The sequence below is a fragment of the Solitalea koreensis genome, assembly GCF_900182575.1.
GTDB classification, from domain to species: domain Bacteria; phylum Bacteroidota; class Bacteroidia; order Sphingobacteriales; family Sphingobacteriaceae; genus Solitalea; species Solitalea koreensis.
In genome coordinates, this window is sequence record NZ_FXSZ01000003.1 from 18628 (window position 1) to 44739 (window position 26112).

20 protein-coding genes are annotated in these 26112 nt (G+C 39.8%); 18 read left to right on the forward strand and 2 right to left on the reverse strand.

Annotated elements, in window-relative coordinates; genetic code table 11:
* Positions 1-7 precede the first annotated feature (7 nt).
* From FN756_RS05610 to FN756_RS05625, 4 genes are read left to right on the forward strand one after another with little or no spacing between them, the layout of a single operon-like run.
* A complete protein-coding gene (locus FN756_RS05610) occupies positions 8-1048 on the forward strand; it encodes an AI-2E family transporter (protein ID WP_142602241.1) in 1041 nt (346 codons plus the stop codon).
* A gap of 56 nt (positions 1049-1104) precedes the next feature.
* Positions 1105-1335 carry a YtxH domain-containing protein gene (locus FN756_RS05615; RefSeq protein ID WP_142602243.1) on the forward strand — a complete coding sequence of 77 codons (231 nt, stop codon included), beginning with the start codon at positions 1105-1107 and terminating at the stop codon, positions 1333-1335.
* A 58-nt stretch (positions 1336-1393) separates the two neighbouring features.
* On the forward strand, positions 1394-1765 hold the full coding sequence (locus FN756_RS05620) for a hypothetical protein (protein WP_142602244.1): 372 nt from the start codon (positions 1394-1396) through the stop codon (positions 1763-1765).
* Positions 1740-2222, forward strand: a complete 483-nt coding sequence (locus FN756_RS05625; protein WP_185955193.1) for a hypothetical protein — start codon at positions 1740-1742, stop codon at positions 2220-2222. Before FN756_RS05620 ends, FN756_RS05625 begins: the two co-directional genes overlap by 26 nt.
* 95 nt (positions 2223-2317) lie before the next feature.
* On the opposite strand, the gene fcl is transcribed toward FN756_RS05625, so the two are convergent.
* Complete coding sequence (gene fcl, locus FN756_RS05630; RefSeq protein ID WP_142602248.1) at positions 2318-3262, reverse strand: GDP-L-fucose synthase; 945 nt, start codon at positions 3260-3262, stop codon at positions 2318-2320.
* Between the two features lie 182 nt (positions 3263-3444).
* Between fcl and FN756_RS05635 the strand changes: the two genes are divergently transcribed.
* The 13 genes from FN756_RS05635 to FN756_RS05700 all read left to right on the forward strand — a co-directional run bounded on the left by FN756_RS05635 (position 3445) and on the right by FN756_RS05700 (position 21155).
* Positions 3445-4527, forward strand: coding sequence for a hypothetical protein (locus FN756_RS05635; protein ID WP_221929025.1), 1083 nt, complete (start codon positions 3445-3447; stop codon positions 4525-4527).
* Positions 4528-4543: 16 nt separating this feature from the next.
* Positions 4544-5698 carry a BamA/TamA family outer membrane protein gene (locus tag FN756_RS05640; RefSeq protein ID WP_142602250.1) on the forward strand — a complete coding sequence of 385 codons (1155 nt, stop codon included), beginning with the start codon at positions 4544-4546 and terminating at the stop codon, positions 5696-5698.
* Between the two features lie 63 nt (positions 5699-5761).
* The gene (gene trmB, locus FN756_RS05645) at positions 5762-6406 is read left to right on the forward strand and encodes a tRNA (guanosine(46)-N7)-methyltransferase TrmB (RefSeq protein ID WP_142602252.1); all 645 of its coding nucleotides are present in this window, start codon (positions 5762-5764) and stop codon (positions 6404-6406) included.
* A gap of 90 nt (positions 6407-6496) precedes the next feature.
* The gene (locus FN756_RS05650) at positions 6497-6835 is read left to right on the forward strand and encodes an MGMT family protein (protein WP_142602254.1); all 339 of its coding nucleotides are present in this window, start codon (positions 6497-6499) and stop codon (positions 6833-6835) included.
* Between the two features lie 63 nt (positions 6836-6898).
* Positions 6899-7246, forward strand: a complete 348-nt coding sequence (locus tag FN756_RS05655) for a carboxymuconolactone decarboxylase family protein (RefSeq protein WP_142602256.1) — start codon at positions 6899-6901, stop codon at positions 7244-7246.
* 99 nt (positions 7247-7345) lie between these two features.
* Positions 7346-7936 carry a DNA-3-methyladenine glycosylase I gene (locus FN756_RS05660; protein WP_142602258.1) on the forward strand — a complete coding sequence of 197 codons (591 nt, stop codon included), beginning with the start codon at positions 7346-7348 and terminating at the stop codon, positions 7934-7936.
* Positions 7937-7976: 40 nt separating this feature from the next.
* Positions 7977-8903, forward strand: coding sequence for an EamA family transporter (locus tag FN756_RS05665; protein WP_142602260.1), 927 nt, complete (start codon positions 7977-7979; stop codon positions 8901-8903).
* An 8-nt stretch (positions 8904-8911) separates the two neighbouring features.
* Entirely contained in the window at positions 8912-9217 is a 306-nt protein-coding gene (locus FN756_RS05670; RefSeq protein WP_142602262.1) for an antibiotic biosynthesis monooxygenase, read from the forward strand.
* 128 nt (positions 9218-9345) lie between these two features.
* Positions 9346-12147 carry a DNA polymerase I gene (polA, locus tag FN756_RS05675; RefSeq protein ID WP_246085443.1) on the forward strand — a complete coding sequence of 934 codons (2802 nt, stop codon included), beginning with the start codon at positions 9346-9348 and terminating at the stop codon, positions 12145-12147.
* A gap of 829 nt (positions 12148-12976) precedes the next feature.
* Positions 12977-14515 carry an alpha,alpha-trehalase TreF gene (gene treF, locus FN756_RS05685; RefSeq protein ID WP_142602266.1) on the forward strand — a complete coding sequence of 513 codons (1539 nt, stop codon included), beginning with the start codon at positions 12977-12979 and terminating at the stop codon, positions 14513-14515.
* Between the two features lie 36 nt (positions 14516-14551).
* Positions 14552-15652 (forward strand): DUF2891 domain-containing protein, encoded by a 1101-nt coding sequence (locus FN756_RS05690; protein ID WP_221929026.1) that lies wholly within the window; start codon positions 14552-14554, stop codon positions 15650-15652.
* 455 nt (positions 15653-16107) lie between these two features.
* The gene (locus FN756_RS05695; protein ID WP_142602268.1) at positions 16108-19260 is read left to right on the forward strand and encodes a glycoside hydrolase family 2 TIM barrel-domain containing protein; all 3153 of its coding nucleotides are present in this window, start codon (positions 16108-16110) and stop codon (positions 19258-19260) included.
* Between the two features lie 11 nt (positions 19261-19271).
* Positions 19272-21155: a glycoside hydrolase family 97 protein gene (locus FN756_RS05700; RefSeq protein ID WP_142602270.1), complete on the forward strand. Its 1884-nt coding sequence runs from the start codon at positions 19272-19274 to the stop codon at positions 21153-21155.
* A gap of 312 nt (positions 21156-21467) precedes the next feature.
* On the opposite strand, the gene FN756_RS05705 is transcribed toward FN756_RS05700, so the two are convergent.
* Positions 21468-22487: a LacI family DNA-binding transcriptional regulator gene (locus FN756_RS05705; protein ID WP_142602272.1), complete on the reverse strand. Its 1020-nt coding sequence runs from the start codon at positions 22485-22487 to the stop codon at positions 21468-21470.
* A gap of 585 nt (positions 22488-23072) precedes the next feature.
* Here FN756_RS05705 and FN756_RS05710 point away from each other — a divergent pair.
* Complete coding sequence (locus tag FN756_RS05710) at positions 23073-26111, forward strand: SusC/RagA family TonB-linked outer membrane protein (protein WP_142602274.1); 3039 nt, start codon at positions 23073-23075, stop codon at positions 26109-26111.
* The last annotated feature ends 1 nt before the right edge of the window (position 26112 follow it).

The window sequence follows — 26112 nt, forward strand, 5'->3', positions numbered from 1 at the left end:
CAATCATATGGCGGTTTTAAACTTTAAGCAGCGTAATTACATTATTCTGGCCATTATAGTAGCATTAGGCCTTTTATTAGGATATGCCGCCCGAGGGCTCCTTAGTGCGGTTTTGGGCGCGATTGTGTTTTATACTATTTTCAGGTCATTAAATATTTGGCTTACTGAAAAAAAACATTTCCATAGAGCATTGGCAGCCATAATTATTCTTCTTATTTCTTTTTTCGTGGTAATTCTGCCTGTTTCAACCATGGTGAGTATGGTAGCGAGTAAAATTCATGAGGTTGCTAGCAATCCATCAGATATACAGGCTCTATTCAGTAATATCGACAAATTTGCTAATGAAAAATTTCATCAACCTCACCTAATTCAAGATGTTTTTAGTAAATTACAGTCAGTAGGTGTTAGTATTATTTCTTCGGCGGTAAGCGGTGTTGCAAGCACCTTGTTTACTCTTTCTATCATGTATTTTCTGTTGTATTTCATGTTTAGCGACTATAAGGCAATGGAAACTGCGCTAATGAAATATTCTCCACTTACTACTGCTGATAACCTCCGGTTTGGAAACGAAGTAAGAAACATGACCTACTCAAATGTATTGGGTCAGGCATTAATTGCAGTGGTGCAAGGAGGGCTGCTTGCTATCGGATTCTTGATATTTGGGGCAGAAGATGCACTGTTTTGGGGTGTAATTACCGTGTTTTTAGCATTTGTACCCTTGATAGGAGCGCCTTTGGTTTTTGTTCCTGTTGCAATTATTCAAATCTCAAATGGACATACCGGCCAAGGAGTTGGACTGTTGCTATGGGGTTTCATATTAGTTACCAATATCGATAACGTTTTGAGATACTTTATATCTAAAAAAGTAGCTGATACTCACCCAATTATAACTATCATTGGTGTTATTATCGGAATACCAATGTTCGGCATGTTGGGCTTGGTTTTTGGTCCACTGTTAATGTCGTTTTTTATTTTACTCGTGAAAATTTATGAATTAAATCGACTCAAATTAAACGACCCTGAATCTCAATTCAATGATTATGAGTAGATTAATAACATAGTTGGCATTAATATTTCTATTTTTTTATTTAAATAAAAACGCTTATGAATGATAACTCAAAAACAATGCTTGCCCTTTTAGCAGGGGTAGCAGTGGGAGCCGCCTTAGGTATATTGTTGGCTCCGGAAAAAGGCACAGATCTTCGCGAAAAACTGGGAGATAATCTGAAAAAAACTGGCGACGATTTGCTCGGTAAATTGAATAGCACAATTGAAACAGCCAAAAGTAAACTTGCATCCAGAGTAAATCAGGCAAGTGAAGAACTTGGAATCTAAATTGTAGATCAGTGGTGCATACGCTGCACCACTTTTTATTTTTCAGATACTACCTACAATGATCGACGATAGAAAAAAACTCACCGATATGGTTAATGACGTGAAAGAATATATGAACATAAAGTTCAATATTGTCAAATTAACCATGGTCGAAAATATTGCCACATTATTAGCAAATTTAATTACACAAGGGTCAGTTGTTTTATTTTTGCTTCTATTCTTCCTGTTTGGAAGCATTGCATTAGGCTTTTACCTCTCCACACTTGTGCATAGCTTTGCATTAGGTTTTTTAATGGTAGCGGGGATATACTTGTTATTTGCCATTATTATTATGGTAAGCAAAGAAGAGTATATTGAAAAGCCATTAGTGAATAAATTCATCCAGAATTTCCTTAAGGAGGCCGATGATGATAAGTTTAAACAAAATTGAAAATCTTGAACAGTTGCGAGCTGAAAAAGCACGTTTATTGATTTTGCAAGATCAAAAAGAAGCTCTAATTACGACTCAAGTCAGCGATTTTAATGATAGGCTAAAACCGGTATTTAAAATACTGCGTCTGCTTTCTCCATCCGGAAAAAAAGAAGGAGAAGCCAATACTACGAGTGAAGAAAGCCCGATGGGCTCCTTATTAAAAACAGGCTTATCCGGCCTAATACCTATGCTAATCAGCACATTAATCGCTAAAGGAACTAAAACCAATCCATTTGTTGGTGCTTTGGCCGGATTGGCCGCTGAGACAGTTACTAAAAACGCTAAAAATGTAGACATGCATAAAATTGGTCGCTTTTTGAAAGTACTTGCTTTTGGCAAAGACAAACCCAAAGATGGCTTTGATTTTGGTCAGGATTCGGTTGATTGGGAAAGTGAAATTTATAACGATGATTAATGATTAATGGCTGGTTATCCGTCAACAAACGATATAATCAAAAAGGGAATGTTCCGTACTCGAAACATTCCCTTTTACTTTTAGTATAACGACAATTAACTAGCAACCTTATCGCAATATCTATTCAAAAAATCCTGATAGGCGAGTTTAATACCTTCATGAAGTTCTATTTTATGTTTCCAGCCGTATGAATGCAGTTTGCTAACATCCATAAGTTTACGAGGTGTTCCGTCAGGCTTGCTGCTATCAAACACCAATTCTCCGGTAAAGCCTACTGCTTCTTTTACGGTTAAAGCAAGATCTTTGATTGAAAGATCTTCTCCTGTTCCCACATTAATCAGTCCGGCTTCATTGTAATGCTCCATTAAATAGAAACATGCCTCTGCCAAATCATCGGCATATAAAAACTCACGCATCGGCGAACCAGTTCCCCATATTTCAACGAATGCTTTGTTGTCCACTTTGGCTTCGTGAAACTTCCGAATCAAAGCCGGCAGAACATGCGATTTTTCGAGGTCGTAGTTGTCGTTTGGCCCGTACAAATTGGTTGGCATCACCGAAATGAAATTACAACCATATTGAGCGCGGTAAGCCTCACACATTTTAATCCCTGCAATTTTAGCAATTGCATATGGTTCGTTGGTAGGCTCCAGCTGACCTGTTAGTAAGTATTCTTCCTTTAAAGGCTGAGGAGCCATTTTAGGATAAATGCACGATGAACCTAAAAACATTAATTTCTTCACCCCATTGACATGTGATTGATGAATGACGTTATTTTGTATTGCTAGGTTTTCATAAATAAAATCGGCTCTATAGGTGTTATTAGCAACAATTCCGCCTACTTTTGCCGCTGCCAGAAACACATACTCAGGTTTTTCAGAAGCAAAAAAATCAGCTACCTGTTGCTGATTGCGTAAATCGAGCTCTTTCGAAGTACGAACAATAATATTGGCATATCCCTCTTTTTCCAGTTTACGTTTAATGGCCGAACCAACCATACCTCGATGTCCTGCTATAAAAATTTTTGCGTCCTTATTCATTAGGTCTTGAAATTACTGCTTTATCCGGGCCAAATTTAGGCCTTTTTTAGAATATTACTTGGACGGGCAAAAAGAAGACTGATTTGAAGTTGTCTGTTCACTGAATTTAAAACCACAACAAGAGAACAACTTGCTCTTTACCAGCATATTAAGAGCACTCCTTAACCTCATGTCTTATAAATATGGCGCAAGAATTGTACGAATTTGAACATACACTGCCTATTTTACACTCTACCATAAATGACATGAAAAAAATTCTATTTCTGATAGTCATTCTTATTCCTTGTTTGACCGTTAAGGCACAATATACTATCAAGACCAATAACCCGGCTTATAAACGTTACTACGATAGCCTGAAAACGATGGACTATAAGTACAAATTCCCTATTTTGGCAAAAAAAGCCTATAAAAAGGGGTTTGATGTGCCTTTTCCGCTCGGTATTGGTGCAAATTATTTCGCTCAAAGGCAGGATATTAACATTTCAACGATTGAAATAGGATTAAATGACAATCCCTTAACTGACGTAAGTGACCTGATTAAGTTTGGTGCTATAATCGGAGAAACCCATGCTTTTACTATTAGGCCGGACATCTGGGTATTTCCATTTCTAAACGTTTATTCCATTATAGGAACGGGCCATACCGTTACGGATGTTTCATTAGTAGATCCTATCAATTTTTCTACCAGCCAACGATTTACCGCTAACAGCCTGGGTGTTGGTTTTACGGCTGCCGGCGGCTTCGGCCCGGTTTGGGTAGCCGTTGATAATAATTACAACTGGGCAAACGTAAGCGTGCTTACCGATCCGGTTCCCGCCAGCATTCTTTGTATACGAGTGGGGCATACCTTTCAAGATAAGAGCAAACCCGACCGGAATGTTGCTGTCTGGTTCGGTCCTTTCCGACAAAAGATAAAATCTGACACAGAAGGCAATGTTCCTATCAGCAGTATATTTCCCGACTTAACTCCTGGGAAGGAGGATGAATTCATAGAAGATCTTAACAATTGGTACAATAATTTACCTCCTCCCCGGCAAGCAGCTCTTCAGCCACTTTACCAGCGTCTAATTGATTATTTTGAAGGAAACGATCCCGGCGACAGCAATATTCACTATAAACTCAATAAGAGAGTAGCGGAACCCTGGAACATGGTTTTTGGCGCCCAATATCAACACAACAAACGATTACAGATTCGTACAGAACTCGGCACTTTCGGAAAACGAACGCAATTTTTGATATCAGCAAACTACCGATTCCTGTGGTAAGTCGATTTTTTTAACCATGAGAGCATCTTTGTTAATCTACCTTCTTTTTGTATTGAGCCTTATGACTGCCAGGGATGCTCAGGGGCAAGATACTTTATCAAAGAAGGAAAAGCGTCAACAGGTGCGGGCCCGTAAAATTCAGGAAGGAAAGTTTTTAATCACTCCGCTTGCCGGACCAGCCTACACACCCGAATTGGGATTCACCATAGCAGGCAGTGTGTTGACATCCTGGAGAATGGATAAATCTGATACTTTACTGCAGCGCTCATCCGCTCCGTTTAATATCGGATGGGGTTCAACCGGCTCATATTTCCTAGCTTCACGTGCAACCATTTTTTTTAAGCATGATAAATATCGATTATACAGCGATCTCTGGTACAAAGACATGGAGGATAATTATTATGGCATTGGTTACGATGCCGGATTAAACACTCCCAAATCGGATAGTACCACGCAATACCGGCGACTGTGGTTTCAGCTCTATCCGCGCTTGTTATGGCAGTTTAAGAAAGGTTTTTTTGCAGGAGGAATACTGGATTTAAATTATACCAAAGGCGATGAGGAAAGTGTTGGAGTCGCTGCCGATCCAACTTATCAGCAGTATAACAATAGACCTTTCAACAGCGGTCTGGGTATTATGTTTCAGCATGACACCCGTGATGTTGCCGTAAATGCCTGGAAGGGAATTTTTCTGGAGGCTCAGGTTGCTTTTTATACAGGTGTTCTGGGTGGAGACAATGTTTATCAGGTTTATTCTTTTGATGCTCGTAAATATTACGCCATCTCAAAAGAGGCTCATACTCTAGCCTTGCAGCTCCGTGGACGGTTTGCTGTAGGAGATGTCCCCTATGGTGAAATGTCACAATTGGGAACACCTTTTGACCTGCGGGGCTATCGTTGGGGGCAATATCGAGATAAATGCATGTTATTTGGGATTGCTGAATACAGGCACACGTTTTATAACAAGACAAATAAACCGGGCAAATGCGGTATGGTTGGCTGGCTGGGTACGGGATCTATTGGTCAGGATCCTGCTGAATTTAAAAATTGGTTGCCTAACGGCGGTCTCGGTTTTCGTTATGAAGTGCAGCCCCGAATGAATTTGCGTTTGGATTACGGACTTGGCCGGGGCAGCAGTGGTTTTTATTTCAATTTCAATGAAGCATTTTAAATGGAGCAATTTTAAAACAAAGAGCAACTCGTTCAATATTCTTCATCTTTTTATCTTTGCCCTGTGGGAAAATATAAGATAAGACAATTCGAAGAGTTGAAAACGTTCCCCAACGTTTTTCAGAAAGACAATACATTAAAGGGGAAGTGGGCGAGTGATTATTTTAAAAATGATCACCCAATTGTGCTGGAGCTAGGTTGTGGCAAGGGTGAGTATTCAGTAAATCAGGCTAAGCACACACATGGCAAAAACTATATTGGTATCGATATAAAAGGCAATCGCTTGTGGCGAGGGGCTAAAACGGCTACGGAAGAAGGCATTCAAAATGTAGCCTTTCTGAGAATTCAGATTGATCATATTGAAGACTATTTTGAGAAAGATGAAGTTTCAGAAATCTGGATCACCTTCCCAGATCCACAACCTCAGGTTAGCCGTGAAAAAAAACGTTTAACCTCTCCCCGATTTCTTAGCAATTATAAAAAGATTTTAAAACCGGAAGGATTTCTCCATCTCAAAACAGATAGCGACAGCTTATATGAATACACATTAGGAGTCGCCCGTGAGCAGGAAGAATTGATCGTACATACCAATGACCTTTATAAATCGGAACTGTTGGATGATATTTTGGAGATCAAAACTTATTACGAAGAAAAGTACCTGGCACAGGGAAAAAATATTAATTACATCAAGTTAAAGCTGAGACACTAGAACAACGCCTTCCGAATTTAGGGGAGGCGTTTTTTAGTTTGTTGTTTGCGAAATTTTTAATTTTAAATTCAATATAACCTAAAACTGCAGGTGGACAAAAATCAAAGTTTTTACGAACGTGTTTATGAAGTAGCTCGTCAAATTCCATCGGGAAGGGTAACCTCTTATGGTGCAATTGCCAATTTTTTGGGAACCGGCGGCAGTTCCAGAATGGTAGGTTGGGCAATGAATAATGCCAATACTACTTTCCCGCCCGTTCCTGCTCATCGCGTAGTCAATCGCTTAGGTTTGCTAACCGGTAAATTGCATTTTGGCAGCCCCAATTTAATGCAGGAATTACTCGAAAGCGAAGGCATTAAGGTGGAAGATGATAAAATAGTCGACTTTAAAAAACGGTACTGGGATCCTGCGACGGAAATTTTAAAATGATGAATTCTAAAATTTTTAATTATTTCAACATTCACAATTCAACATTCATAATTTTTTAATCAGATGGGAAACCTTATCGACGAGTTTAATGACTATCGTACTAAAATGAACGATCGTATCATGGAAACGGCCAATACTAATATCAAACGTTTCTTTGCCTTAGACACAACTTCGTATGCCGATGGTGCATTGGATGTTAAAACTAAAGAAATGCTGGGCTTAGTTGCTTCAATGGTGCTGCGTTGCGATGATTGTATCAAGTATCATTTAGGCAAATGCCACGAAGCAGGAGTAAATACTGAAGAAATGAATGAAATTTTCATGATCGCTAACCTTGTTGGAGGGTCCATCGTTATTCCACACTATCGCAGAGCTGTGGAGTACTGGGATGAATTGCAGGAACAGTCATGAAGTAGTCTCAAACACAAGTGTGGCTTGATTTTGCGCTGCTGTTTATAATGACTTGAATGAAAACGTGGAACTTTTATCTAATCTCGATAATTTTCAGATATGACTCAAGACACTATAACTCAAGACCAGGGACTAACTCGATGCACCTGGGCTGGCACTGACGAACTTTACATAAAATACCACGATGAAGAATGGGGAAAAGAGGTGCGTGATGATAAAACATTGTTTGAGTTTTTATTGTTAGAAGGAGCGCAGGCGGGTTTGAGTTGGATTACCATTTTACGCCGGCGGGAAAACTACCGTAAGGCCTTCGCCGATTTTGATGTTGAAAAAGTAGCGAAGTTTGACCATACAGATGTAGAACGGTTACTAAATGATGAAGGAATTATTCGTAATCGCTTGAAGATTTTATCAGCCATCAACAATGCCAAGCTCTTCATCGAAATTCAAAAAGAGTATGGCTCGTTCAGCAAGTATATGTGGGGCTTTTTGCCCAATCAACAGCCAATTGTGAACAATTGGAAAAGCATGAAAGAAATTCCTGCAAGAACGGAAGTTTCGGATGCTATTTCCAAAGACATGAAGAAGAGAGGCTTTACGTTTTTCGGAACCACAATTTGTTATGCTCATATGCAGGCCACCGGCATGATAAATGATCATATTATTGATTGCTTTATACGAAAGCACTAATTGAATCCTTAATTTTATTGAATAGTAAATACACGGATAAATGAACGAAGGAGCAGCCCCCAATAAATGGCTTATTGCTTTAGCATTTGCCGCTATCTACCTTATTTGGGGCTCTACCTATTTGGCTATCCTAATTGCGTTGAAAAGCATTACTCCGTTTTTAATGGCATGTATGCGATTTTTTATTGCAGGTGTGTTTTTATCAGCATGGTGTATATTAAAAAAAGAAAAGGCCCCCTCTATAAAATCCATACAAAAGAACGCGATTAGTGGTGTTTTAATGTTGTCTATAGGCTCTGGGTCGGTTATCTGGGCCGAACAATACTTACCGTCGGGCACCACAGCCATAATCGTAGCAACCTTACCCTTTTGGTTCATACTGCTTGATAAAAAGCAATGGGCGAATTATTTCTCTGATAAACTAATTATTCTAGGGGTGTTACTTGGTTTTGGCGGGGTGATTTTATTATTCGGAGGAATCGGTGCGACCAAACAGCATATATCCGAACGAGAAATGATGCAGATAATTAGCGTATTCGTTTTGGTAGGAGCAGGAATAGCATGGGTGTTTGGTTCATTGTATGCTAAATACAAGCCCACTACTGATTCAACAATGATAAATGTAAGTATCCAGTTATTAGTTTCAGGGGTATTTAGTTTACTGGCCAGTTTAATTGCAGGAGAATTGAGCATATTTTCTTTTAAATCAGTTACACATGATGCATGGCTGGCTCTGTTATACTTGGCCATAATGGGATCGCTGGTAGCCTATATTTCCTATGTTTGGTTAATAACAGTTTGTCCGCCGGTACAAGTGGGAACCTATGCCTATGTAAACCCGGTTATTGCTGTGGTGCTGGGTGGGTTATTTGCCAATGAACCTTTCACATTAAAACAAATACTAGCATTAGGTGTCATTTTAATCGGAGTATTGTTTGTCAATCTTCCTAAGTACAAGACTTTATAAATAGCAAAATGATCACAAGAATATGGCATGGAAAAACTAAGGCCTCTGATGCTGATGCTTATCTTGATTTTTTACTTAAAACCGGCACTAAAGATTATAGAGCTACCCCAGGCAACATTGAAGTAAAAGTCTGGAGAAAAATTAAAGCAAATATTGCTCATTTTTGGACGGTTTCAACCTGGGACAATTACGAAAGTATTAAAGCATTTGCTGGAGAAGATGTTGAAAAAGCCAAGTATTATCCTGAAGATAATAACTTTCTGCTTGAATTTGAGCCAACTGTTTTACATTGCGAAACATTTAATGTGAAGTGAGCTATAATTGGCTATGTAGGTAGGTTGAGGCCAAAAACTTTCCGCATACAACTTTTGAACTTATACTTACATTTGCTAAAACCACAAAATAACAATCTGTGACTAAGAAGTTATTCCTACTTGACGGCATGGCCTTGATTTACCGTGCCCATTTTGCATTGAGTAAAAACCCTCGTTTTACAGCTTCTGGTATAAACACCTCGGCGATGATGGGTTTTACCAATACCCTTTTAGAAGTATTAAAAAAAGAAAATCCTACGCATATGGCGGTGGTATTCGACACTTCTGCCCCAACCGAACGCCATTCTGACTTTGAACATTATAAAGCGCATCGTGAGGCTATGCCAGAAGATTTGGCCGCAGCCATGCCTTACGTGAAACGTATTATCGAAGGCTTTAATATTCCGGTAATTACTTCTGATGGTTATGAAGCCGATGATATTATCGGAACGCTGGCCAAAAAAGCTGAGCAAGCCGGATTCATTACCTACATGATGACTCCTGACAAAGACTTCGCACAATTGGTAACCGACAACATCTATATCTATAAACCAGCGCGTATGGGGAATGGTATAGAAATTATGGGCGTTCAAGAAGTGCTTTCGAAATGGGAAGTTGAACGCGTGGAGCAAGTGGTCGATATTTTAGGGCTTTGGGGCGATGCCGTTGATAACATCCCAGGCATCCCAGGAATTGGAGAGAAAACAGCCAAGCTCTTAATTCAGAAATATGGCTCAATGGAGCGCATTTTTGAAAATACACATGAACTTAAAGGAAAGCAGAAGGAGAATGTAGAGAATTTTAAAGATCAGGGCCTGCTATCAAAAAAACTGGCTACCATCCTGTTAAATGCACCAATTGAACTGGATGAGGAGCATCTAAGAATTAAGAGTCCGAGCAAGGAATTACTGGAACCTGTTTTTGCAGAACTCGAGTTTCGTACCATTGGCCGCCGTGTGTTTGGCGAAACCTTTACGGTTACCGGAGGAGGAGCCTTGCAGAACCCTAATCAGCAAACCGATCTTTTTGGTAATCCGGTTAGCGGTGCAGCGGTTTCCTCTATTCGCAAAGCTGAAGAAGTTTTGGTAGAAGAAATAAATGAGAAAACCTCCGATTTTAAAACCATCCATAGTACAGAACATAATTACCTGATACTTCATACAGCTGAACAGCGTAAACAACTGATCACTGATTTGGCATTACAAGCAGCTATCAGTTTTGATACGGAAACCACCGGAACAGATGCTAATAATGCGGAGTTGGTAGGCCTTTCATTCTCCTGGAAAAAAGGAGAGGCTTTTTATGTTCCCATTCCAGAAAATCAGGAAGAAGCGCAACGTATCGTTCATGAGTTCAAGGCAGTATTTGAAAGTCCGGCTATTGAAAAGATCGGCCAAAACATTAAGTATGATGTTTTAATATTGAAATGGTACGGTATAGAGGTGCAAGGAAAACTTTTTGATACCATGCTGGCTCATTATCTGATTGATGCCGACACACGTCATAACATGGATTTTCTTTCGGAATCTTACCTGAATTATAAACCCATTTCCATTACCGAGCTTATCGGCAAAAAAGGGAAAGATCAGGAGAATATGCGTACTGTCGAAGTTGAAAAAGCAGGGGAATATGCTGCTGAAGATGCCGATGTTACCTTGCAACTAAGAGATGCCTTTACTCCGATTCTTTCCAATCTAAATGCGATTAAACTGGCCGAAGAGGTGGAAAATCCATTGGTGTATGTATTGGCTGATATCGAAAAAGAAGGCATCCGGATTGATGAAGCAGGCTTAGCCGAGTATTCAAAAGAACTGAAACATGATATCCATAGACTAGAAAAACAGATCTATGAAAAGGCAGGCTTAAAGTTCAATATCGCTTCGCCAAAGCAATTGGGTGAAGTGCTGTTTGATAAATTGCAACTCGATCCGAAAGCGAAGAAAACCAAAACCGGCCAATACCAGACCGGAGAAGATGTGCTGACCGCATTAGCGCCAAAACACGAAATGGTACAGGATGTTCTTGATTTCCGTCAGTTGCAAAAGCTAAAATCGACTTATGTTGATGCTTTGCCATTGATGATCAATCCGCGTACGGGACGTGTTCACAGTTCGTTTAACCAGGCTGTCGCGGCTACAGGAAGGTTGAGTTCTAATAATCCGAACCTTCAGAATATTCCGATCCGTACCGAAAAAGGTCGTGAGGTGCGCAGGGCGTTTATCGCTAAGGATAATGATCATGTATTGTTATCTGCCGATTATTCGCAAATCGAATTGCGCATCATCGCCGAGATCAGCAAAGATGAAGGGATGATGGATGCCTTCATACAAGGTTTGGACATTCACCGCGCGACAGCCGCCAAAGTGTATGGACTTTCTTTGGATGAAGTAACCAGCGAGCAACGTAGAAATGCGAAAGCGGTAAACTTCGGAATCATCTACGGACAATCGGCTTTTGGACTTTCGCAAAACCTGGGCATTCCACGTAAAGAAGCGGCTGAGATCATCGATAATTATTTTATTCAGTATCCGCGAATTAAGCAGTACATGCATGATACGATCAATTTTGCACGTGAACAAGGTTTTGTTGAAACCATTTTGGGCCGCAGAAGGTATTTGAGAGACATCACATCGGCCAATGCTACCGTGCGTGGCTTTGCCGAACGAAATGCCATCAATGCTCCGATTCAAGGGTCAGCAGCTGACATGATTAAAGTAGCCATGATCAATATTCACCGTGAACTGAAAGCGCAAAAAGTGGAAACCAAAATGATTTTGCAGGTGCATGATGAGTTGGTGTTCGATGTGCCAAAATCAGAAATAGAGCAAGTGCGCCCAATCATTGAAGAACAAATGAAATCGGCCATTAAAATGGAAGTGCCTATTTTGGTTGAAAGCGGTATTGGGCAGAATTGGTTAGAAGCGCATTAAGAAATAGCCTGAAGGATTTTTTGAAACAACCTGCGTTGTTCTCAAACTGTGCACTGTATAATGAAAATGCTAAGCACCCTTGCCAAATTGGCAAGGGCTTCTTTTTTGTTGAAAAAACCCAAACGGTCCTGAGAACCTAATTAGATGAAGTCCATTGGGCAAGCAGGACCATTTAACAAAGTTAGAAGAGTTAAGCCCCTGAGAATTGAATGAACGATTTTCAGTTTTTTTCATACTGAACGCGTAGAAAAGCAGTTGAATGGCCGTTTTCACCTTTTGCCCTTTTTTGCTTAATTCCATGGTCGGCAGTTTCTAAGCAGGTTAACTTCGTATCCTAACCGGGTTACCCTTCCAACCTAACAAGGTTACCCTCCAGACCTAACCTGGTTACCCTCCGGACCTAATCTGGTTACCCTTCCAGATCAACCTGGTTACCCTCCGAACCTAAGCTGATTTCCCCCAGGCCTAACAAGGTTACCCTCCGAACCTAAGCTGGTTACCCTCCAGGCCTAACCTGGTTACCCTTCGAACCTAAGCCGGTTACACTCCGAGCCTAACCAGGTTGCCCCGCTCTCAAAGTTTATTAGGACATGGCAGCAACAAAACCACTGAAATATACACGCACATTTCCACCAAAGGTTTTGACCAGATAAAAGTCCGTTAGACAAGCTGAATATTTAAAAGAATAGCTACTTGTATGGAGACAAATACTTGGTGAATTTACAACACACATAAGAACTTCAATTCGGGCTTTGTATTATATTTCTACTTTCAAGTCTTTGGAAATGACCTTTTATTGGTATTTTGATACTGGTAAAAGAATCTTCGCATGAAAAAACTACTTCTGGTTTTCATCGCAACATTAAGTCTGTTTTGGGGAGGTAAAACATCCGCTCAAATTAATCCTGTTGTTGAATACGAGGAACTTTTTAAAGCCGTTCAGCAAGGTCAGATTTTTTCTGATCAAAAGAAATTTGTGGATTGTAAGCCGAAGTTTTCACCGGAAGTTATTCGTAAAAAATACCTGGACCAACGGGGAACATCCAACTTTAACTTAAAACAGTTTGTTGGTCAAAACTTCGACACCCTATTTCTTGATACTGCCGATGTATTAAGGCACATTGACAACCTCTGGTCTGATTTAAGTCGAAGTGATAATCCCAATGCTCAAACCTCCTCTTTAATCCCACTTCCCAAACCGTATATCGTTCCAGGAGGAAGGTTCAGAGAAGTGTATTACTGGGACAGTTATTTTACCATGCTCGGTTTGCAGGAAGCCGGAAGAGTTGAGCTGATTGAAAACATGATTGATAATTTTGCCTACCTCATTGAGCAATACGGTCATATACCCAACGGAAACCGAACTTATTACTTGTCGCGCTCACAACCGCCCTTCTTTTCCCTGATGGTTGATTTATTGGCCGAAAGTAAAGGCGACTCCATCTACATAAAATATCTTCCCTCTCTCGAAAAGGAATATCAATTCTGGATGAAAGGAGCAGAACAATTATCCGCAAAAAAACATGCACAAGGCAGAGTGGTGCGGCTGGACAAGAATTCAATATTAAACCGTTATTGGGATGATTTAGCCGAGCCCCGGCCTGAATCCTATTTAATGGATGTTGATGCAAAAAGTAAAACGAATACAGATTCATCTATTTACAGAGATATTCGCGCTGCAGCCGAATCCGGTTGGGATTTTAGCAGCCGTTGGTTTGAGGATAAAGCCTCCATCAAAACCATCTTCACCACTCAAATCATTCCGGTCGATTTAAATTGCTTGCTATATCAGCTGGAAACAACCTTGGCTAAAGCCTGCCGTTTGGCTCAACGAAATGATGCTAAAAACTATTCCGATAAAGCCGCACTCCGTAAAGCAGCCCTTCAAAAATACCTGTGGAATGAAAAGGACGGCTATTTTGTCGACTATAACTTTAAAACAGGCCAACAGAATGACAATTACACCTTGGCTGGTGTATTTCCCTTGTTTTTTAACCTGGCTGATGAAAAACAAGCTAGTCGGCTTGCAGAAAGAATTAAGACTGATTTTTTAAAGGACGGTGGCCTGGTGACCACGAAAATTCATACGGGCGAACAATGGGATGCACCCAATGGATGGGCTCCCTTGCAGTGGATTGCTTATAAAGGCTTAAAAAACTACAAGGAAGACGCCTTGGCGACCACAATTGCTCAGCGTTGGATCAATTTGAACGTCAAGGTGTTTTTTGATACAAATAGAATGATGGAAAAATACGATGTGGTGGATCTAAACCGTATTGGTGGAGGTGGAGAATATAAATTGCAAGATGGTTTCGGCTGGACAAACGGCGTATTTTTAAAACTGTGGAATGAGTTAAAGAGAAAATAATAAGTTTGTGGCACCAAAAAATCAATTAAGTAAACCATGCGCAGAAAACTATTAATTACCACACTGTTAATTCTTTCAACCTTAAAAATGTTCGCTCAAACCGAGTTGTATAAGAAGGAAAATGGCATTTTTAAACTTACTGAGGCAGGAGCTTCCCACTTTGCAGCATTACCACTGAAATGTATGCAGCAGGAATATCCATATAAAACGGGCATCGTGTTTTTTGATTCGTCGTTGGTAACGGCACCCAAAAATTATCATCCCGCCTTTTATGGATGCTTCGATTGGCACTCGAGTGTTCACGGCCATTGGATGTTGGTGAAGCTCTTGAAAATGTATCCTAATCTGCCTCAAGCTGCTGAAATTCGTTCTAAGTTGAAGCTAAATCTTACTGCAGCTAATATTGAAAAAGAAGTTCAGTTGTTCAAAAACAATGACAACAAAGCTTTTGAACGCACATACGGTTGGAGTTGGCTGTTACAGCTTTATGCTGAGTTACAGAGTTGGAATGATCCACTTGGGAAGGAACTTGCAGCAAACGTAAAACCATTGACCGCTCATTTTTCATCAAGTTATATAAATTATCTCCAAAAGTTAGTGTATCCAATCCGTGTTGGAGAACATACCAATCTTGCTTTCGGATTATCACTAGCATGGGACTATGCAGTTGCTAATAATGATGCTCCTTTGCAGGCTTCTATAAAGGAAACTGCTATGCGCTTTTATTTTAACGATAAAGGCTGTCCGATGACTTGGGAACCAAATGGCTCTGATTTTTTAAGCCCTTGTTTGGAGGAAGCCGATTTAATGTGGCGTATATTGCCTAAAGCTGAATACCAGAAATGGTTAAAAGGATTTCTTCCAGTTTTATTTCAACGAAATATTGTTTTAGAACCTGGAAAAGTACTCGACAGAACAGATGGCAAATTGGTTCATTTGGATGGTTTGAACTTGAGCCGTGCATGGTGCTTGTATGGAATTGCTCGTCATGCCGGAAAGAACAAAGAGTCTCTTATTCAATTGGCCAATAAACACATGGAAGAGGCATTGCCTCATGTTGCAAGCGGTGATTATGCCGGTGAGCACTGGCTGGCTTCTTTTGCCGTGTATGCGCTTACTGCTGAAGCGAATAAATAGAAATGTATTATTGAAACTATACGAAGGGAGGCCAGGATGCTTCCCTTTTTTATTAAATTGAACATCAAATGACGATATGCAACGCAAATCCTGAAGGCATTTCTGAATTGGCCAAGATTATACTGTTGACCAAATAACAGCTTGGATACAAAACTCATAAATTACAAAATGTTGAAAAATAGTAACGTTTTCAAAGGTTGAATTGAAGTATTTTGTCTCACAACTAAAGAACAATTACTAACAGAATTCCAGGAGGTAGGTATTTATTATTGGAATCAAAACATTCAATGACTCATTTAAGTAAAACTGTAATTAAAATTTAACAGCAGGATGAACTTAATTGGTTGCTTAAACCCATTAAGTTAAAAACGTCTCCAAGTAATAAAATCAGAGTTATACAAAATAATTTAAACCTAATCCTAACAGCTCTAAATGAGGTTAAAAACATCATTGTTATGAAAAAAACTATTTCATTTTTTACTTTACTTTTCTTAGCATCTCAGCACGTTTATTCTCAAGATAAATTGGCTGAGATTGGTGCCCGAAAGTATAATACACGGATGCACTTATTAACAGAGCCGCAACCTCCGGCATTGCCTGCCATCAACTTACCAGTTTCAAACAACCCTGCTTCTGCTTTTAAAACAGTTAAACCTATTTCTACAAAAGAAGAGCTATACGCAGAGCTGGCTAAACTAAAAAAACAGTACGAGCCTTTTATGCAAAACCTGGCTCCAGTACCTGCGGAGACAAGGAAACAGATTCCATTAACGACATTTAACTGGCGCGTAGAAACACCCGAAGATCTCAGCAATTTTCCTGCGACGCTTAAAGGTGAAGGAAAATGGGAAAAAGTTAACATTCCTCATTTTGGTCCGCCATTGGGTCGTGCAGTTACCTACTATTTTAAAGAAGTAGAATTAACGCAAGAAGATTTTGCCAAAGGCAGCCTGTTCATCTGTTTCAAAGCGGTGGATTATAAAGCTTCTGTATTTATAAACGGCAGGCTTTGCGGTTCACACGAAGGTTTTTTTGCACCATTTGAATTTGAGATCTCAAAAATTGCTCATCCTGGAAAAAACACTTTACTCGTAAAAGTGGAAAATGATTTTACCACAACCGGCGGTAAAGACGATAAAGGCAACGCTGTTATTGGCGATAAGATCTATGGCATGACTGGCTTTGGATACGATGATCCGGGGAATGGTTGGCACATATGCCCTGCGGGAATGGGTATTCCCCAAGATTGCTATATTGAATCGAGAGCTCCTCTGCACATTAACGACATTTTTGTTCGTCCTCAGGTGGAATCATCAAAAGCAGAAGCCTGGATAGAAGTAAATAATTTCGAACCTTATCCTGCCGATGCCTCCTTACGTATTTCTGTATATGGTCAAAACTTTGCAGAAAAGATAGTGGAGAATATGGAGTACATTCCTTCTACTACTTATATTCCTGGTGTAGGTGATCTTGCAAAACCATCAGATTGGGAACAAAAGAAATTGAAAATGGGCTATGGGGCCAATTACCTGCGCATTCCTATTGATATGAAATCGTTTAGGTTTTGGGAACCTGAACATCCATGGCTCTATCAGCTGCAGGTAAAAATATATGACGCAAAAGGGAATCTGACCGATTCCCGGGTGCAACAATTTGGTATGCGCAGCTTCATGATGGATACTGTAAATACGCCTAAAGGGAAAATGTATCTCAATGGAAAAATGATCCGTTTACGTGGAGCCAATAGCATGGGCTTTGAGCAACAATCGGTAAAAGGTAAAAAATGGAATCAGTTAACCGAAGATTTGTTGCTGGCCAAACTGTGTAACCTTAACTATTTGCGATTTACCCAGCGTCCGGTTCAACCTGAAGTATATGATTATTGCGACAAACTGGGCTTACTAAATCAAACGGATCTCCCCTTGTTTGGAAGTATCCGCCGTAACCAATTTTCGGAAGCTATAAAACAAGTAGAAGAAATGGAGCGTCTGGTTCGTAGCCATCCTTCAACCATAGTGGTTACTTATATTAACGAGCGTTTCCCTAATGCAGAAGGCAATCCTCAGCGTAGCCTAAATACTGCCGATGAATACTATCGATTATTTACAGCATTAGACCAAGCCGTACTGTTGAGTAATCCTGACCGTGTAATTAAAGCCGGTGATGGTGATTATGATCCACCTTCTCCTGGCCTTCCTGATAATCATTGCTACAACACTTGGTATAACGGACATGGACTTGGACTTGGAAAAATGTATAAAGGATACTGGCAGCCCGTAAAACCTGGATGGATGTATGCCTGTGGCGAATTTGGCGCTGAAGGTCTTGATCCGCTTAATGTAATGCAGAAGTATTATCCTGCAGCCTGGTTACCTAAAACCAAGGAAGAAGAGGCCTCATGGACTGCCAATCGTATTGCCATGTCACAAACCCATCGTTTTCATTCAATGTGGTACAATCCACAGCATAGTGTAAGCGACTGGATTAATGCTAGTCAGGATTACCAGGCGTGGGCAATGAAATTTGTAGCCGAAACTTTCCGCCGCGATTCACGTATGACGTCTTTTGCAGTTCATTTGTTTATTGATGCATGGCCTGCGGGATGGATGAAAGCAATCATGGATGTTGACCGTCAGCCAAAGAAAGCTTTCTTTACTTACCGCAATGCATTGGAGCCTTTGATGATCTCCTTGCGAAGCGACCGTAGCAAGTTTTTTGCTGGTGAAGAAACGGCTTTTGAAGCCTGGATTTGCAACGACTTGAATATAGCTCCTGCAGGCTACCAGCTGAAATATCAGATAGAAAAAGAAGGAAAGGTTATAATGGCTAACCAGATAGCTGCCAACATTCCGGTAAACAGTTCGCAGTTTCAGGGCTTTCTTAAATTTAAAGTGCCTGGCATTCGAAGTCGGACCGCATACACGTTGCGAATGTCTTTAGTGAATGAAAAAGGTGAGAGCGTTAACCAAAGTGATTTTGCATTCGAAGCGTTTCCGGAAACTACCCCTTCAAAAAGAACGATTTATATTGTAGGCGAAAGAAATGGTAAGGCAGCAACATTGACCCAGCAGGCTGGTTATAATATTGCTTCTTCTGGTGAAACAGCAGATGCAATATTGATTGATGATTTTGCAAAATATAAAACACAAGAAACACAAATAAACGAATGGGTCAACGCCGGTAAAACAGTGGTGTTTATGGAACTTCCTGCGCAGCAGTACTCAATTGCGAATACCTCAGTTTCTATAGAAAAAAACAGTATGGGTGATTATTATTTTGTTTCACCTTCCACTGGTCACACAATCGTAAAAAACAATCAGCCCTTTGATTTTAATTTATGGTACAATGGTAAGGAAGGTTATATAGCACCAATACTTAGCTATACAATGTCCGCTCCAGAATGGAAACCCATTTTATCAAGTGGTAACTCCAATTGGTTAGGAGATAAAGGTACGGCAATGGCAGCGGGTGAATTAAAATATGGTAAAGGTGTTTTCAGAATTTGCGAAGTGCAATTGACTGACCGCATAAAATATAATCCGACAGCCTTTGATTTTTTTGATAAGATGATTAGTAAAATAACACTTCCAGGTAATAGCACATTGTAATAATTATAAATATGTCAAAAATTATATCATTTCTACTTTGTTTTATTGTATACTCAGTATCAACATTTGCACAGCAATCAAAAGAACTTAGTTCTCCGGATGGAAAACTTGTTTTTTCATTCAATTTATCAAAAGAAGGTGAACCCACTTATGCAATTAATTACCAGCAAAAACCTTTAGTACTTTCCTCTGCACTTGGTGTTAATGGCTGGGAAAAAGGGTTGGTCTTGTCTGACGTAGCTCTTATAAACCAAGATACCCTATGGAAACCTGCGTACGGAGAGCGAAGCATGGTGCGAGACCATTATGCACAAATGACCATCACCCTATTGCTTAACAACAACGAAAGATCAAAATTGCAAATACAGGTAAGAGCCTATAATGAAGGTATAGCTTTCCGTTACTTATTTCCTGAACATCCGCAGGGTGGGATGGATATAAGTATTAAAAAAGAGCTAACAGAATTTACTATGCCTGAAGGCGTAAAGGCATGGTTTACCAACAGGGCGCAGGGTACATATAGTTTGTTGCCACTGAATAACTGGCCCGATGAAAGTGAAAGACCTTTAGTATTACAACTTGCAGATGGCAGGTATGCCTGCCTATCCGAAGCAGCAATGGTTAATTACTCGCGTACAAAATTCACACTCAATCCCAACAAAGCCAATACCATCAGTTGCGCTATTTATGACCCTGTAGATTTCTTTACACCATTTGCCACACCGTGGAGGGTAGTTATGGCCGCAGAACATGCCGGAGAATTACTGGCAAATAATGACTTGTTGCTAAACCTGAATCCTCCTTGTGAAATCAATAATACTTCGTGGATACAACCAGGAAAAGTAATGCGTGAAATGACTCTTTCCATGAAAGGGTCAAAAGAATTGGTAGATTTTGCAGTAAAGCGCCACTTGCAATACATCCATTTTGATGCAGGCTGGTACGGCTATGAATACGTTACAGCTTCCAATGCAACAAAAGTAAATGTTGACCCTCGCCGTAATCCTAAAAGCGACCTGGACTTGCAGGAAGTTATCCGTTATGCCAATGATAGAGGCATCGGTGTATTTCTTTATGTGAACCAACGTGCCTTGTACCAGCAATTAGATGAACTGCTTCCACTATTTGAAAAATGGGGAGTACGTGGTGTTAAGTTCGGTTTTGTGGAAGTAGGTTCACACAAATGGACCACCTGGCTACATGATGCAGTAAAAAAATGTGCAAAATATCATTTGATGGTTGATATCCATGATGAATATAGGCCGACTGGTTTTAGCCGAACCTACCCTAATTTACTGACGCAGGAAGGTATACGTGGTAACGAGGAAATGCCGGATGCTACCCATAATGCAACATTGCCCTTTACACGTTTTATTGCTGGTGCTGCAGATTATACAATATGCTATTATCATCGACCTGAACTAAAAGCCAGTTTGCAAAACACACAGGCGCCACGAAGCCTTAAGACCACATCCGGCCATCAAATGGCATTGTCAACCATTTTTTATAGCCCGTTGCAGTTTATGTATTGGTATGATGCTCCTTCAAACTCGCAGGATGAACCTGAACTTGAGTACTTCGATAAAATCTCAACTGTATGGGACGATACAAAGGTGTTAAATGGAGAAATTGCAAAATATATAACTGTCGCCCGTCGCAAGGGTGAGGAATGGTTTGTTGGCACCATCACCAACAATGATGCCCGTGAGTTGAAAGTCCCTCTGAACTTTTTAACTCCAGGGAAAAAATATGAGGCAAGTATTTATTACGATGATTCCAATTCAAAAGTTCGGACAAAGGTTTCCATCAAAAGAATAAAAGTAGATGCTTCTACCGTGCTGGATACAAAATTGATTGCTTCCGGAGGACAAGCCATTTGGATAAAACGTATTTGAGGATAAAATAAAAAAACCGTTGTGTGATAAATGCTTTATCACACAACGGTTTTTTTATGGGGTAAAAAAGTCTTTATTTATTGTTTAGCTAAAGGTGTGCTTTATTTCACCAGTGAAAATGGTGCGGTTTTATACGCAGCTACAGATTAATAAAATGGCGCAAAAAACATTTTGGTTCGGATAATGAAATTTTTTATCAAATTCTTATCTCAAAAGCTTCATAAGCTCTTGAATAAGGCCTGGCTTAAAAAACTTTCATTTGGATAATCGTTATCGTACAGATTGATACGTCTACTAGCAATCGGATCTGATTTACGCTTTTGATGATTCCCTTATTGTTAATGTAATTGGAGTTATAATTGGTTCAGTTATAAGGTTAGTTTCAGCTCCTCTAATTAAATCAAGTATAGTAATAGCTAGTTGTTGACCAATAAGATCAGGATGTTGATCAATCGTAGTAATTCCGGGTGATATGATGGACGATCTGGGATCATTAGAATAACCTACAATCTTAAATTCTTTGGGAACTTCAATTCCTAGTTCACGAGCCACCATTAGCGCCCCAATTGCAGAGGTATCATTTGCGGTAAAAATTCCATCTGGCTTTGTTTCCATTTTGAATATTTTCTTTATTGATTCTACAGCATTGTCCATCGATAATTCATGAAAGAAAACTATGTCTTGCCTATATGGTATTTTGTATTTTTTTAAAGCGTCTATGTATCCAGCATAACGATCTTTGTAAAGATTACATGTTAAAGGGCCGGAAATATGAGCTATACTTTTACAGCCTAATTGGATAAGATGTTCAGTTGCCTCGAAGCCGCCTTTATAATCATCCCCTTTAACAATTTGAGCCGGATAATAGTTAACTGGTACCCGATCATAGAACACCAATGGTATTTGGTTTCGAGTTAGTATGTCATAGTGTGAAAAATCAGTAGTGCGTAAAGTAGTAGCAGCTATTACACCAACCACTCTGGAGGCGTACAATGTATTGACCAATTCTTTTTCCACCTCTGGTGAGTCATTAGATTGGCAAATAATAACCTGATATCCTTCCTTCCAAAGTAAATTTTGAACTACTGTTAAAACAGTTGCATGAAAATAATAGGAAATTCCAGGCACTATCATTCCTATGGTTTGAGTTTTGTTGCTTCTCAAACTTGAAGCCATTGGATTTAATGTAAAATCTAACTCGAAAACTAGTTTTTTAACCTTCTCTTTTGTTTCATTACTAATCCTTGGATGGTCATTCAATGCCCTTGAAACAGTTGATGGTGAAATCCCTAAGGCTGTAGCTATATCAATAATAGTTCTGTTTTTGCTCATTAATTATATGATAACTAGTAGTGTGTGTGAAGACAAAGATACATCTTCAATTTTAAAAGAGACCTTTGTATATGGTACAAACACTTCTTGCTGATAAATACCTATTAGGACTTATCAGCAAGTGCAAATGTTTGCCTAAAAATAGCATATGAGAACCTCTTTAATTTTAATTTTTTGCTCAAATGTTTGCACTGTTATGGTGGGCTTTGCCCTTTAATAGTGAGACCGATGTTCTTTTGGCATACACAGGTTTCTATTTCCTTATTTAGTCCATATGGGCTACTATCCCCCCCAAAAAAAGTTTTAGCTTTTTCTGTGGCTTAAACTGTTGCGCATTCGTTTGCTTTTTTGCAAAAAAATAATGGAATCAGGCCTGTCTTATTTTAAAAAAGAAAATATCTTTTTTGCGTTTTTTAATACAATCTACATTATTATGAAGATTTTATAATTAATAGTTAGAAATAATTAAAGAAAAATCAAAGGGTTGGTTTTCAGGCCCGGAAATTAATAAATAGCCTATGCAAAGGATTGCATTATTCGTTTTTCTTCCTAATTTACGATATCCTAAAAACAATTAATTTAAGTATGACTAGAACATTACAATTAGTAACAACAATCGTTGTGCTATTCTTTTCAGTAGTAGCCTACGGTCAGGAGAACACGGTCAGGACCATGTCCGGAACGGTTCAAGATGAAAAGGGTATTCCTTTACCGGGGATTACAATTATCGAAAAAGGGACGAGCAATAGCACGGCCACCAATGAGCAGGGAGCATTTACCATTAAGGTAAAACCAAATGCCACCCTTGTGTTTAAGAGCATTGGGTTTATTTCCCGCGAAATCACCCCAGATACAAGAAAAGTGCTGATGGTGACAATGAAAGAAGATGTACATCAGTTGGCTGATGTAGTGGTTGTGGGTTACGGTACCCAAAAGAAACAGGCTATTACAGGAGCAGTTGTAACGGCCGATTTAAAAACCTATGACAAGGTTCCCGTGAATAACATCATGGAAACGTTGAAGGGCACGGTTGCCGGGTTGAACGTTGGCGAAGCCAATAAAGCCGGTTCTGCTCCGGGTTTTTCAATCAGGGGGACCAGCACATTCGGCAATGGCGCACCTTTACTAGTATTAGACGGTACTATTTTCAACGGGTCAATAGCTGATCTTGCACCTGCTGACATTGAAAGTGTTACGGTGTTGAAAGATGCCAGTGCAGCGGCGGTTTACGGTTCACGTTCAGGAAACGGGGTTATCCTGATTGAATCTAAAAAAGGCAGTAGTGTAAATGGTAAGCCTTCGTTTAATTTCAGCACCAGTTATGGTACCGTTGGTGAGCTGAATCGATTAAAGGTGTACGATGCTCAAGGATACATGCAGCGATTAAATGACATTCTTAATGACGCTGGTACAGTAGTGCCGACGGAGCTAACTTCAAATTATTTACAGACAATTGAAAAGGCTAATTATAATGCCACTCCTGATCATCAGCCTACTTTAGCCGACCCTTATAGTTTGTTCCGCCAGGCTGGTAGCAACGCTAAAACCTCCTTAAGCGTGTCGCAGAAAACGGATAAGATGAGTTACTACTTATCGGGTACCATGACAGACCAAAAAGGGGTAATTGTTAACGACAAGTTTAAACAATACTCATTGCGTTTAAATTTGGAATCAAAAGTTACTGATTGGCTAACTACAGGAATAAAATCATATTACAGCTACCGTGATTATCCTGATGCCCGGGTTTATGGCAATGCCGGCAACAACGGAAGCAGTTCTTATTTAATCAGTCCTTATGCCAATGTGTATAATGCTGATGGAAGCTACAACTTGAATCCTCAAACCACCACTTCTTTTGTTAATCCTTTCTTAATGATTCCAACTCAAGCGTATAGCCGGAGTAATAACTTAAATGCCATTTTATATGGCACTGTTAAAGTTCCATGGGTTGAAGGATTGACTTATACTGCTACGTATTCAAAAACGAATAACACAGGTGAAAGTGGATCATTCTATAACAAGTTAACCAATGATGGCATGGCCGTAAACGGCAAGGGTTCAGACAGTTATTCAAGAGGAAATGCCACCTTGTTAGATCATATGGTTAAGTACAACAGAACCATTGCCGGTTTACATAATATTGACCTGACCTTGTTGTATTCGGATCAGAAAAACACAAGTATTGGACAATCTCTTGCGGCGCAGGGTTTTGATAATGATCAATTAGGGTACAACCGTTTACAGGCAGGAGCTACCCAAAGTGTATCCACTTCGGCATCTCAATCAGAGCAGCTAGGCCAAATGGCACGTTTAACTTATAACTATAATCAAAAGTATTCGGTAACCGGTACCTTCCGTCGTGATGGTTATTCTGCTTTTGCGGCTAATCACAAATACGGCAACTTCGGTTCGGTTGGAGCTAATTGGACCATTTCGAATGAAAATTTCATGAAAAATGTTTCATTTATTAACTCCTTAGCATTGCGTGGCTCTTACGGTTCCAATGGTAATCAAACGATAACTCCTTATCAGACTTTACCTAAAATCGGAAACAATTATTACTACTACCAGGGCGATGCGGGTTATACCTACACCCAGGGTATTAATAATTTAGGTAATGATGATTTGCTATGGGAATCAACAGTGGGATTTAATGGCGGTATTGATTTCTCGGTGTTAAACAACAGGATTTCCGGCTCAGTAGATGCTTATTTAACCAAAACGCATAATCTTGCTTTTCCGTTAATCCTCCCTCAGTCATCCGGTTTCTCTCAGATCACTGCCAATGCCGGTGAGATCAGAAATAAGGGTATTGAATTGAATTTAAATACAGTAAATATCCAAAAAGACAAGTTCAACTGGACAAGTAATGTTGCATTTTCATTAAACAGGAACAAATTTCAGCATTTACTGGGCGACAGAAACGGTGATGGCGTGGAAGATGATATTGTTTCATCAAACCAGTTTATCGGAAAATCAATGAGTACCGTGTATGGTTACAAAGTAATTGGGATGTGGCAACAGGCTGACAAAGACAATGGAACCATTATGGCCGGTTTTCAGCCTGGTACCTATAAATTGTTGGATGTAAATGGCGACGGTAAAATTACTTCGGATGCAGACCGTGTGTTTTTAGGAGATTCCAATCCTAATTTCCGTTGGAGTTTAACCAACACCTTCAGCTATAGCAATTTCAGCTTATTGGTATATTTAAATTCCAACTGGGGAGGTAATGGCTATTTCATTAACGGCAGCAATACCCCGCAGAGTGATCCTTACGCTGCTAACGGAGCTATGAACCACCCGGTGTATGATTACTGGACGCCTGCTAATCCTAATGCGGAGTTCCCTCGTCCAAGTTTTGCGACTAAAGCAGCAGCCACTGCACCTAAATATTATGACAGAAGCTTTGTTCAACTGCAAAAAATTGCCTTCGGCTATGATGCTTCCAAATACTTTAAAAAGTATGGAGTTAATGGTGTAAATCTTTCAGTTAGTGCTGATAACTTAGGCACCTATGCTCCGCACTGGATTGGATTAGATGCAGCAACCGCTAGTGGTTTAACTACTTCGTCTATTCCATCGTTACGTACCTTAACCATGAACCTTAACCTTAACTTCTAAG